General features: G+C 40.0%; 8 protein-coding genes. 6 read left to right on the top strand and 2 right to left on the bottom strand.

The window, feature by feature from the left end:
• Nucleotides 1-13 precede the first annotated feature (13 nt).
• The gene (locus BW976_RS21425) at nt 14-2,182 is read left to right on the top strand and encodes a S46 family peptidase (protein WP_076376312.1); all 2,169 of its coding nucleotides are present in this window, start codon (nt 14-16) and stop codon (nt 2,180-2,182) included.
• A 59-nt stretch (nt 2,183-2,241) separates the two neighbouring features.
• On the opposite strand, the gene lgt is transcribed toward BW976_RS21425, so the two are convergent.
• Together lgt and BW976_RS21415 are read right to left on the bottom strand one after the other, a co-directional pair.
• Entirely contained in the window at nt 2,242-3,105 is an 864-nt protein-coding gene (gene lgt, locus BW976_RS21420; protein WP_076376310.1) for a prolipoprotein diacylglyceryl transferase, read from the bottom strand.
• Nucleotides 3,084-4,061, bottom strand: a complete 978-nt coding sequence (locus BW976_RS21415) for a CobW family GTP-binding protein (RefSeq protein ID WP_076376308.1) — start codon at nt 4,059-4,061, stop codon at nt 3,084-3,086. Before BW976_RS21415 ends, lgt begins: the two co-directional genes overlap by 22 nt.
• Before the next feature lie 285 nt (nt 4,062-4,346).
• Between BW976_RS21415 and BW976_RS21410 the strand changes: the two genes are divergently transcribed.
• From BW976_RS21410 to BW976_RS21390, 5 genes are all read left to right on the top strand, one after another.
• Entirely contained in the window at nt 4,347-4,931 is a 585-nt protein-coding gene (locus BW976_RS21410) for an RNA polymerase sigma factor (RefSeq protein ID WP_076376306.1), read from the top strand.
• Nucleotides 4,932-5,016: 85 nt separating this feature from the next.
• Nucleotides 5,017-6,039: a FecR family protein gene (locus BW976_RS21405; protein ID WP_076376304.1), complete on the top strand. Its 1,023-nt coding sequence runs from the start codon at nt 5,017-5,019 to the stop codon at nt 6,037-6,039.
• A gap of 210 nt (nt 6,040-6,249) precedes the next feature.
• Nucleotides 6,250-9,705, top strand: a complete 3,456-nt coding sequence (locus BW976_RS21400; protein ID WP_217696290.1) for a TonB-dependent receptor — start codon at nt 6,250-6,252, stop codon at nt 9,703-9,705.
• 21 nt (nt 9,706-9,726) lie between these two features.
• Entirely contained in the window at nt 9,727-11,226 is a 1,500-nt protein-coding gene (locus BW976_RS21395; protein ID WP_076376300.1) for a RagB/SusD family nutrient uptake outer membrane protein, read from the top strand.
• 162 nt (nt 11,227-11,388) lie between these two features.
• A complete protein-coding gene (locus tag BW976_RS21390; RefSeq protein WP_076376298.1) occupies nt 11,389-12,618 on the top strand; it encodes a multiheme c-type cytochrome in 1,230 nt (409 codons plus the stop codon).
• The last annotated feature ends 78 nt before the right edge of the window (nt 12,619-12,696 follow it).

The following is a 12,696-nucleotide window of genomic DNA, read 5'->3' as shown; positions in this document are numbered from 1 at the left end:
TTAGACCAATAGTATGAATAAACTTAAATTAATGGTTGCCGTGTTGGTGCTCCCACTCATTTTTATGGAGGCAGCTAAGGCAGATGAGGGAATGTGGATACCTATGCTGATAGGTAAAAACTATGATCAGATGAAAAAGCAGGGTTTTAAACTAACTCCAGAAGATCTTTATAATATTAATAAGGCCAGTATTAAGGATGCCATTGTTTCGTTGGGTGGCGGTTTTTGTACGGGTGAAGTGGTATCTAATAAAGGTCTGGTTTTTACCAATCACCATTGCGGTTATGAAGCTATATCTGCTAATTCAACCCCACAGAATGATATTTTGGACAATGGCTTTTATGCTAAAAGTTATGCCGAGGAGAAACCCATACCAGGATTGTTTGTACAGTTTTTGGTGAGAATGGAAGATGTAACTCCGCAGATAACCGCCGCTTTACAAGGTGCTACAGAAGCCAACCGTGGAGAAAAGCTGGAAGAGGTTAAAAATCGGCTGATAGCTGATGCCACCAAGAGTACGGGCTATGAGGGTGCTGTAAAAGATTTTTTTGACGGCAATCAATATTTTCTGTACCTGTATGAAACCTATAACGATGTTCGCCTGGTGGGCGCCCCCCCTCAATCCATTGGTAAATTTGGAGGTGATACCGACAACTGGGAATGGCCAAGGCATACCGGCGATTTTTCTATTTTCAGAATTTATAGTGGCAAAGATGGTAAACCGGCCACTTACTCAGCTGATAATGTGCCGCTGGTACCTAAAAAATTCCTGCCGGTATCTATCAAAGGCGTTAAAAATGGTGATTTTGCTATGGTGTATGGATACCCAGGTCATACAGACAGGTTTCTGACTTCAAATGGTGTTAGGCTAGCTACTGAAGAAACCAACCCGGTAATCGTGAAGTTGCGTGATATTCGCCTCAAAGCCTGGAAAGAGGAGATGAACAAAAGTATAGATACCCGCCTCAAACTGTCATCAAAGTATGCTGAGATAGCCAATTATTGGAAATATTTTATTGGTCAAACAGAGCAACTAAAGCAGCTGGATATTTATGATCAAAAACTGAAAGAGGAAGCTGAGTTTACGCAATGGGCAGCTGATAAGCCAGCTTATGCGGGTTTAATGGACAGTTATAAGAAACTGTATGCCGCCTATGAACCTTATGCCATTCACCGCACCTTTGTAGAAGAGGGTTTGCTGGCCCCTGGTTTTGTTTATAATACACTCGTTACTTATAATATTTTGAGGAGCCTTGCGGCTCGTAAGGACGACGCCAAAGCAGTAGAAGAACTCAAGAAAGATTTGAAAGAGGTGAATGATAGTTATGTAAATAACTATAACGAAATAGCCGATAAAAAGATCTTCGCGCAGATTATGGCTACTTATTATGCAGGTGTTCCGAAAGATCAGCATCCACAGTTCATAGAAGATATTGTTAAGAAATACAATGGGGCTACCGTTGAAGAATCATTTACAAAATTTGCTGATGAACTTTGGAGTAAGAGCATCGTGATCAACCCGGATAAATTTAAAGAATTTATGAAAAACCCCTCTATCGAAGTATTGGGTAACGATCCGGCTTGTCAATATGCCAGGCAGGTGAGCCCCCGTGCTTATGCTCGTAATGCCTTTGGTTCAAAGGTGAGCGACTTTGAGGAACAAAAGGAAAAATTGGATAAGATATACCTGAAAGCCTTACTCGAGAAAAACCAGGGCCGGTTAATGTATCCGGATGCTAACTCCACTATGCGTATAAGCTATGGCAACGTGCAGGATTATGCCTCGAAAGATGGTAAGCACTATAATATTAACACCAATTTGGATGAGGTAATGAAAAAGTATAAGCCTGGTGATAGTGAATTTGATCTGCCATCTTCACTAATTGATGCTTATAAGAAAAAGGATTTTGGTCAGTATGCTGTTGATGGAACTGTGCCGGTTTGTTTTATCACTAATGATGATATTACAGGCGGAAATTCCGGTTCACCGGTTATAAATGGTAACGGTGAATTGATTGGTTTGGCGTTTGATGGTAACTGGGAAGCTATGAGCGGGGATATCGCTTTCGACAAAAAATATAAAAGAACCATTTGCGTGGATATCCGCTACGTGTTATGGTGTATGGATAAGTTGGGCCATGCCGATAACCTGATCAGCGAACTGGAGATACATAAAAATTAAGTATCTGCCTATTCATAATAAAAGGGGGTAGCTTGTATATACAAGCTACCCCCTTTTATTTATATGGTTTCAATCTTACCAGGCATTACAGTATTCTTGCCACCTTTAATGACCATTAGGATAATGCCTGCTACAATAAAAGGAATGCTTAATAGCTGCCCCATATTTAGTGACATATGAGCTTCAAAGGCAGCCTGATCTTCCTTCAGACCTTCCAGCAGGAATCTGGCGGTAAACACTAAAGCCAGAAATAAACCAAGCAGAAAACCATTTTTTAATGACCGGTATTTGGTTACTAAATTTAGAATAATAAAAATACTAAGATATGTTAAAGCTTCATAAAGCTGAGCTGGATGCCGGGGAATACCATCGTCCCTAACAAAAATAAATGCCCAGTTCTTCTCCGTCGGGCGACCGATAATTTCAGAGTTCATGAGGTTGCCCAATCTAATGCAACATCCAGCCAGTGGAACAACTAAAGCCAGCTGATCCATAACCCACAGCAGGTTTATATATTTTTGGTATTTGTGATGATAAAGCCAAAGTGCTATAAATATACCGATGCCACCACCATGACTTGCCAGCCCTTGATAACCAGTGACTTTTAAATTTGGAGTAAACTGAAAAGGTAAAATTATTTCTATCAGATGTGAATGATAATACTCCCAATCGTAAAACAGGCAATGGCCCAACCGGGCGCCAATCAGCGTACCAGCTATGATATAAATAGTAAGTTTTTCAAGCAGGTAAGGGTTAATAAGAGCACTTTTAAAACGTTGTTTGATGATGAGATAACTCAATACAAAGCCACCTAAAAATAAAACTGAATACCAACGCAAGGCGTAAAAGCCAAGATCAAAAATGTTAGGATTAGGATTCCAGGTAATATACCCGTAGATGTTTAAATGTGTCGATAAAAGCATTGTCTTAACATTTTTTCAAACCCAGCCGGGTTCAGATTTTTACCAATAAATACAATACGGCTGTTTCTTTCGGTATCCTCAGCCCAGATATCGCCGGCGGCGACAGCCAAATCTTGCATAACAGATTGTATGATGATTTTTTGTGATTGCTCGTGAATATTAAAAATACCTTTTACACGATAAACATCTTTAGCCTGAAAGTTCAAAAAAACAGTTAAGCGGTGCGATAGCAGCTGCAAATCAAAAGGCTCGTTGAAATTAAAACTTAACGAGACCAGATCTTCATGTTGATGATGTTGCAATGTAAAAGTCCGGTTGGCTACTTTGGGCGATTTAGCTTCAACTATTGCGTTGCGTGAGGTTTGGTAAATTTCAGCAAAAGGATAGCATTCGCGATGGCCCGATAATACAACAGCCAGGGGATTAATGCCTTTCAACAGTTTTCCAATATAGGCTAGTTGTTCTGCAGTTACCATGTCTGTTTTAGTGATGAGTAAAATATCGCTGAAACTGATCTGATTGCGCGCCTCGTCAGTTTCTCGCAGTTGTTGTTCAATATTACGGGCATCTACCAGGCATATTACTCTTTTGAGCTTATAGTAGTAAGGCACGTTGGCATTGGTAAGAAAGGGGGCTGCTACTGAAGCTGGATTGGCAATACCGGTGGTTTCTATTACGAGCTCATCAAACCCTTCGCGGCCTTCCCATAAAACTTCCAGCAGTGAGTAAAAATCTTCATTCAACGTACAGCACAAACAGCCATTGCTGAGCTCAAACAGCTTATCATCGGCACAAATAACCAGTTGTCCGTCTATCCCTTCCAGGCCAAATTCATTTTCGATTACGGCCAGTTTCTCTGTGTTTTTGTAAGCAATCAACCCGTTCAGAAAAGTAGTTTTACCGGCACCGAGAAAACCAGTGATTATAGTAACTGGCTTTGCTGCTGTCACGCTCATCTTTCAATTTATTTAAATTGGAACAAATATAATTATTAAATGCAATTTTGTTGCTTTTGATTATTGTTAATTATGAAAATAATAATGTAGTTGCAGATCCGTTTTTATACAGCAAAGTGTTTTTATAACACTTTGTAAGTTTTTAATAGCTAAAATGTTACGAGGGAAAATAAAAATTCAACGAAACTATTACAATCCGGACTTGGTTGATTGTTATTTTTTTTTCAGTTTTGTCGATTGGTTAATATTTTAATTATATGTTATTAACCTGCTGTTACCTAGGTTATGATTGATTTCACAGAAGAGCTGTCTGAAGAGGAACTGATACGATTGCTGAAGCAAGACAGGCTTGGTGCGTTCCGTGAAATATACTCCCGGCATTGGAAAAAATTATTTGACGAGGCATATAGGCGGCTAAAGAACAGGGAATTAGCTGAAGAGGTTGTGCAAGAGCTTTTTACTACGCTTTGGACAAAAAGACATGTACTGCAAATCAACACTACCATAGGTGCATACCTGTATTCGGCTATAGCCAACCAGGTTATTGACATTTATCGTAAGGAACTGGTGCGTTCACGTTATAAAGAGGCTTTTAAAGTTGTACATACCGAGGTTGATAATTCGACCGAAGATTCTATCATGTTGAAAGATCTGGTTTATACAATTGACGAAGAAATAAGCCACCTGCCTGATAAATGCCGTTCTGTATTTGAGCTGAGCCGGAAAGAACATAAAAGTAATAAGGAAATAGCCAGCTACCTGGGTATATCCGAAAAAACGGTAGAGCAGCATCTCACTAAAGCTATAAAACAAATAAGGCTTACACTTACCCACTACCTTGTCCTTATGCTGTTTTTACTGCTGAAATAATTTTTTAAAAAAAAGTTACCAGCCGACTAAGGGATGTGTCTTTCTCAAACGTCAATCATTGTATAAACCGAATTTTTTTCTTTTCATGAAAGAACATCTATCTATTGAATTACTGGAAAGGTATATTAATGGCGAATGTACAGATGATGAGGCCACTCTTGTAAAACAATGGTACCAATCATTTGAACAGGATGCTGATTATACTTCGGCCTTAAATGCTTCTCAGCAGAAGGCGTTGGAAGAAAAAATATATAACAGTATACTCAAAAATATAGATGTTGTAAATAATCAGGAGATCCCCGCAATACATAAAGGAAATACTACCTGGTTATGGGTAGGTGCAGTAGCGGCCATGTTATTGATAGCCTTAATGATAGGTTTATACCGCCAGGCAAACAGGAGACACAAAGAGGAAATAGCGGGTGACCAACAGAATATGGTCGCCATTACCAATAACTCGCATCGCATTTATAAATCAAAACTTCCCGATGGCAGTACGGTTTGGCTAAACCCTAATTCGCAGTTGAAATACCCAAAAGTATTCGCAGCATCATCACGTGTGGTTCTTATGTCGGGTGAATGTTTTTTTGAGGTTACTAAAAACCCGGATTGCCCTTTTATAATCAACAGCCATTCTATTATTACCAAGGTATGGGGAACGAGTTTTCGTGTACGTGACAATGAGCAAAGCAACGAAGCTGATGTGGCAGTAGTAACGGGTAAAGTGTCCGTGAGCATTAAAACCAAACAGAGTATAAGTAACACTCGGTTAAATATAGAAAACGGTGATGTGATGCTTTATCCTCATCAGAAAGCAGTATACTCTGCACATGATCATACGCTAAAGCCTATCGTCAAATCTGATGAAAGCCCGCTTAAAATATGGAACCATGAGGATTTGTTATTTGATAACAAACTCGTGAGAGATATTATACCTGCATTAAATGCCAGGTATAAAACTCACATTGTTGTAGCCAACGAAAAATTGAACCACTATATGCTTAACGCTGATTTTACGGGCTTTAATCTGCCCGATGTCCTGGAGGCGCTAAATAAGTCGTTAAGTATTGATTATGAGATAAAAAATAACACCATCGAACTAAAATAAACCAACTATTAACCAAAACCGTCATCGAATGAAAGAGAGAACAAAAGCCTAAAAATCAGTTATAACCCAGCCAGAAAACTGGATAAATAAAAAAACTTAGAAGTGTTGCGACCACTCCTAAGTTCAGATCAGCCCAAATCAATTGACACCATTTTTTAATGGTGGAGGGGCGTTAATTGTCTCATTTTTAAAAAGAAACATAACAAATATATGAAATTTCGTTTACGAACACCTATTCCCTGGTATCAAATCATGAGGATAACATTTATTCAAATTCTGATATCAACCATGTTAACCGGTATGGCATATTCAAACACCTTGAATGCCCAGGGTATACTTGATAAAAAGGTAAGTATATCATTAAACAATACTACCCTGGTTGATGTATTAACTCATTTGCAAAAAAATGATAATGTTAAATTTATATACAGCAGCACAGCTATCAACGGCACTCAGAAGGTTTCTGTTAACATGGAAAACGAGCCGCTTAAAAATGTGCTTGACGAGGTATTAAAAAGTAAAGGCATCAGCTACGAGGTACTGCAGGACAGAATTGTCTTGGGTAAGGCTGGTACTACTGCTAACGAAACCACTCCAGCTGCTGTTGCTGCTAAGGTAAATACAGCGACGGATGTTGCTGCAACACCAATAACCGGTAAGGTAGTTGACAAGACGGGTGAGCCTATTATTGGTGCCAGCATCCTTGAAAAAGGAACTACCAATGGAGTGTCGACTGACCTGAATGGTAACTTTAAGCTGAATGTATCCGGCCCAAATGCTGTACTGGTAATTGCCTATATTGGTTATAATAACCAGGAAGTAACTGTGGGTAATCAAACCAACATTACCATAACACTGGTTGAGAATATAAAAAACTTGAATGAAGTTGTAGTAGTAGGTTACGGTACACAAAAGAAAGCTACCGTTACCGGTGCTATAAGCAGTGTTAAAGCGGCCGATATACAAGATCAACAGGTAACCCGCATTGATGATGCATTAAGAGGTCGCGTTAGTGGTGTAAGTGTTGTACAAAGTTCTGGTCAGCCTGGTGCTGCTCCGCAAATACGCATAAGGGGTGTTACGTCAAGAATAAATAGCGATCCGTTATATGTTGTTGACGGTGTTGTTGTTGATGACATATCATTATTGAATCCTAATGATGTCGAATCGACGGAGGTTTTGAAAGATGCATCTGCGGCTATCTACGGTTCACGTTCATCAAATGGCGTTATCCTTATCACTACCAAAAAAGGCAAAAAAGGCGACGCGGTAATTAGCTATAACGGCTATGTTGGTTTTCAGGGGCCGGTAAGCAAGATTAAATTGGCCAATGCGTCACAGTATGCCACTTTAAGGAATGAAGCACAGGTTAACGATGGCAAAGCTCCTATATTCACCAATCCGGGATCATTAGGTACAGGTACCAACTGGCAGAATGAGATATTCAGCAATAACGCTTTGATCCAGAACCATAACCTGAATATCAGTGGTGCTACAGATAAAGCTACTTATTATACTTCTTTTGGCTACCTTGATCAAAAAGGTATCGTAATGCCTGATATTTCTGATTATAAGAAATTCAACTTTACAACAAACACCACATATAAAGTAAAAAAATGGTTTACCATTGGTGAAAACTTCACTTATTCCTATAACCGAAATAAGAGTGTAGGTAATACAAATAGTGTATTTGGCGGCCCGCTTAGTTCTGCTTTAAACCTTGACCCACTTACTCCGGTAACAGTAAGTAATATCGGTGCTCAACCAAACGCATCTGTTTATACAGATCAAGCTAACTATATTGTAAGAAATGCGCAGGGTTTACCATATGGTATATCCAACTATGTATCACAGGAAATCACTAATCCTTTTGCATACGCTCAAACCCGTGTAGGTAATTATACCTATGCTACCAATCTTTTGGGTAATGCTTTTGCTGAGATTGAGCCGATTGAGGGTTTAAAGATCCGTACACAAATAGGTGCTAAACAATCATACTATGGTCAGGATGGTTTTACGCCGCTTTACTATCTTAACTCAAGCACAAGCAATTTATCAAACACTTCACAGTATCAGGAAAACGACAGAAATTTGTCATGGAACTGGGATAACACAGCAACCTATACCCGTTCATTCGGTAAGCATAATTTATCTGCTTTAATAGGTACCAGTGCACAGAAAATAACATCGTCTGGCTTAGGAGGTACATTTATTGGTGAACCGGTAAATTCATTTGCCGATGCCTCAACAGGATTTGCTTTACCCGCAGCCAATAGAATTGCCACAGGTATAATTGCTCAACCACACACACTGGCCTCTTATTTTGGTAGGGTGACTTATGATTATGATCAAAAATACCTGTTCACCGGTATCATCCGCCGCGATGGTTCATCAAGATTTGGCAGTAACAATGCTTATGGTACGTTCCCATCTGCTGAAGCTGGTTATGTGATCAGCCGTGAAGATTGGTTCCCGAAAAATACTTTTGCTGATTTTATTAAGCTGCGTGGTTCATATGGTATTGTTGGTAATGAGATGGCCGTTGGCGATTTTGCTTATGCTGCAACTATTGGCAGTGGTCGTAATTATGTATTTGGTAATGATAACCTGATTGTTGGTTATAGTCCTAATGCTCCGGCTAACCCGAGTTTGAAATGGGAAGAAACCCGTACAGCTGACATTGGTTTTGACGCTACTTTATTTAATAACCTGAGCGTGACATTTGATGTGTACAGGAAACTGACCAAAGGCATGTTACAACAAATTCAATTACCAACTTATGCCGGTTTTAATGGCCAACCATTTGCCAACGTTGGTGATATGGAAAACAAAGGTGTGGAGTTAAGTCTGGGGTATACTGGCAAAGTGGGTGATTTTAATTACAACGTAGGTGGTAATATCTCTTATAACCACAATGAGGTAACTAGCCTGGGTAACCAGATCAACTATTTTACTGTAGGTACTGTACAAAGCTCAACCTATGAAATTGGCCGTACCGCTGTTGGTCAGCCGGTGGGTGCTTTCTATGGCTTCCAGGAGCTGGGTGTGTTCCACTCACAGGCCGAAATTGATGCGTATACTAAAAACGGGCAAAAAATACAGCCTAATGCTAAACCAGGTGATTTTAAATGGGCAGATATTGATGGCGATGGTAAAATAACCGCATCAGATCGTAAATTCCTGGGCAATCCACTGCCTACCTTTACTTATGGTGTAAACTTTAACGCCAGCTACAAAAACTTTGACATTAAAATATTTGGTCAGGGTGTTTGGGGTAATAAAATTTATCAGGCTTACCGTAGGTTAGATATCGCTTCAGCAAATTACCCTATCGCGGCTGTAAACGCCTGGACGCCCGATAATGCAGGTAGTAATTATCCACGTTTAACAGATGCCGATCCAAATAATAACTTTAAAAACCCATCAAACTTTTACCTGCAAAATGGTGCGTACTTCCGTATTAAAACCCTGCAGTTAGGTTATAATCTGCCACAGAGCTGGTTAAAGTCGGCAGATGTTAAAAAGGTTAGGGTGTTTTTAAGCAGTAACAACCTGGTAACCATTACCGGTTACAAAGGCTATGATCCTGAAATAAGTGGTGGTATTGACATGGGTATCTATCCGCAGGCCCGCACATTTATGGCTGGTTTAGACATTACTTTATAATAACAAATAACAAGATTGATCATGAAATCAAAATATATTATATATACAGGGGCAATTTTACTGGGCGTAGGTGCTTTAGCTTCCTGTAAAAAATCATTCCTGGAATTAACGCCACAAGGGCAGTTTCTTCAGTCTAACTATTATGCCAATCCCGCACAGGCGCTTACTGCTGTAGTGGCCGCTTATGATCCTTTGGTTACTGAAACAGGTGGTATTGATAATACCTATTCATCGCCACTGGGTGCATTGAATGCAGCATCGGACGATTGTTTTGCAGGTGGCGGTAGCTCGTCAGACGTACCTGCATGGCAGGCGATTAATAATTATACCCTGTCTCCAACTGTTGGCCCGCAAAATCAATTCTGGGCTATTAACTTTCAGGGTGTAAACCGTGCCGACGTGTTGTTGGAGCAATTGCCTGCAGTGCCGGGTTTAAGTGCCGATTTGTTAAAAAGATATACTGCCGAAGGCCAGTTCCTGCGTGCGCACTATTATTTTGACCTGGTTCGGTTATTTAAAAACGTACCGCTGATTTTATCTACATTAAATCTGACTAACGTTTATGATCAGCCACAAGCTACGCCGGATGCTGTATATGCTCAAATAGAAAAGGACCTTTTAGCAGCTATTGATGGCTTACCGGTAACTATAATCCCTGCCGAGAATGGTCGTGTATCTCAAGGCGCTGCCAAGGCCCTTTTAGGTAAAGTTTACTTATATGAGAAAAAATGGTCGGACGCTGCACGTTTGTTAAATGATGTAAATACCAACTACAGCTATAAATTATTGCCTAATTATGGTGATATATTCAGCACCAAAAACAAGTTCAACAGTGAGTCGATATTTGAATTGGTACACTCTGGTACACAAAGCTATACCTGGAGTAACTGGGATCAGTTTAAATCAAACGTGTATGTACAAATGGTTGGCCCAAGAAGCTATACCGGTCCAATTTATTACAGTGGAGGTTATGGGTTTAGCCCGGTTACTACACAATTGGCTACCGCAATGAAAGGCGATCCCCGTTATGGTTATACTGTTGTAAATATCGACAGCTTAACCAAAGCTACTAAAACAAGCTATTCACCAAGCTATCAGAACACCGGTTACTTTATACAGAAATATGCACCTATAAATGCTAATAAAGTAACAACTGGTATCACCGAGCTTAACTGGCCTAATGATTATATCGAGATACGTTTAGCTGATACTTACCTAATGGAAGCAGAAGCTGATCTGAATGGTGGTGGCAGTACTGCACGTGCACAAACTTTGCTTGATGCAGTACGTAGCCGTGTGGGTTTACCATCTGTACCGGCTACGCTTGATAATATTTATATAGAGCGTCGTTTAGAGCTGGCTACTGAAGGTCATCGCTGGTTTGACCTGGTACGCTGGGGACAGGCACCTACCGCGTTAGCGTTCAAGGGCTTTAAAGCAGGTCTCAATGAAATTTTACCTATCCCATTGAATGAAACAACTAATGGCAGCAAGGTAAAACAAAATCCAGGCTATAATTAATATAACCGCTTATATAGAAGGGCTGCCGCGTGATGTGGCGGCCCTTTGTTTTTTTATTTGTTTTATATAATTATTGCGGTAAATTGTTGTTGGTTTTATAAGCGTACCCCGGCCAATAAAATCAGATTTAAACCATTGTATCCCAATTTGTGAATTAAGGACATGCTTAAAAAAAAGACCTTCTTTTTTGTTTTAATTTCCCTTATCCCCTTAAGCTTTATTTTAACGCAGTGTTACAACGCCGGAGCTCCGGAAAATGATCCCCGGGGGCAGTTATTTGCCGGTTCTGAGAGTTGTGTTAAATGCCATAGTGATGTTTATAATTCCTACACTCATACCGCTCATTTTCAAACTACACGGCCTGCCTCGGCCGATAATATTAAGGGTAATTTTGCTAAAGGTTTTAACATATTAGATTATGGTAATGGGCTGCAGGTAGCTATGGAAAAACGGGGCGATAGTCTTTACCAGGCTGGATATATGAACAAGAAACAAACCGAGGCCGAAAAGTTTGAGATAACTGTAGGCCTGGTTAATGCCCAAACCTATTTGTATTGGAAAAATGATCAATTGTTTGAATTACCTGTATCCTATTTTACAGCTTTACATGGCTGGGCCAATAGTCCGGGATATGATGCTACCCGTGTAAATTTTCAGCGACCTATATTGCGTAAATGCCTGGAGTGCCATACGTCCTATATCAGCGATCTGCCTCAGGCGCATATGCAGGTTGGGTTTGATAAAACGTCGTTGATTTATGGTATTGATTGTGAACGATGCCATGGCCCGGCTGCTAATCACGTTAATTATCATACCGCTTATCCGGATGAAAAAAAACCTAAATATATTACCACTTATGCTTCTTTAACAAGAGGGCAAAAGATGGATGCCTGTGCGGTTTGTCACTCTGGTACAAAGGGCGGTTTCTTGCGTACATCATACAGTTTTCATATGGGTGATACCTTGTCGAAATTTAAGGAAATGACATTTTTGCCTGATGATCCTAGTCATCCAAGCCCTGATGTACATGGTAACCAAAGCGCGTTGTTGCCTGCCAGCAAGTGTTTTATCATGAGTAAGATGGATTGCAATACCTGTCATGATCCGCACGTTAATCAGGAACGAAATATAGGAATGTTTACCCAGAAATGTTTGAGCTGCCATAGCGAAGCCAAGCACAATTTTTGCAAAATGGCTCCGCAAATAGGTTCAGCTATTAATAACTATTGTATCAACTGCCACATGCCGCAGCAATCATCGCACGTGATCATGGTTGGTGGAGGCTCCCAGGGTAAAACCAGTGCGCCGTATCTGTTACGCAATCACCACATCGCGGTTTACCCGCAGGAAACTCAAAAGGTGTTGGATTTTATAAAGACAAAGAAAATATAAACAGGACGAAAAAAGGAGGTTGTATCATAAATCAGGATCAGCCTCTTTTTTTGATTTATTCAGATACTTAAGCGATGT

The sequence above is a fragment of the Mucilaginibacter lappiensis genome, assembly GCF_900155965.1.
GTDB lineage: Bacteria > Bacteroidota > Bacteroidia > Sphingobacteriales > Sphingobacteriaceae > Mucilaginibacter > Mucilaginibacter lappiensis.
Note: the sequence above shows the minus strand (reverse complement) of the source record. Positions and strands in the feature narration are given on the sequence as shown.

Bases quoted from the DNA above. Each gene is read 5' to 3' on its own strand.
- BW976_RS21425 (WP_076376312.1), top strand. From the start codon at position 14: ATGAATAAACTTAAATTAATGGTTGCCGTGTTGGTGCTCCCACTCATT.
- lgt (WP_076376310.1), bottom strand. From the start codon at position 3,105: ATGCTTTTATCGACACATTTAAACATCTACGGGTATATTACCTGGAAT.
- BW976_RS21415 (WP_076376308.1), bottom strand. From the start codon at position 4,061: ATGAGCGTGACAGCAGCAAAGCCAGTTACTATAATCACTGGTTTTCTC.
- BW976_RS21410 (WP_076376306.1), top strand. From the start codon at position 4,347: ATGATTGATTTCACAGAAGAGCTGTCTGAAGAGGAACTGATACGATTG.
- BW976_RS21405 (WP_076376304.1), top strand. From the start codon at position 5,017: ATGAAAGAACATCTATCTATTGAATTACTGGAAAGGTATATTAATGGC.
- BW976_RS21400 (WP_217696290.1), top strand. From the start codon at position 6,250: ATGAAATTTCGTTTACGAACACCTATTCCCTGGTATCAAATCATGAGG.
- BW976_RS21395 (WP_076376300.1), top strand. From the start codon at position 9,727: ATGAAATCAAAATATATTATATATACAGGGGCAATTTTACTGGGCGTA.
- BW976_RS21390 (WP_076376298.1), top strand. From the start codon at position 11,389: ATGCTTAAAAAAAAGACCTTCTTTTTTGTTTTAATTTCCCTTATCCCC.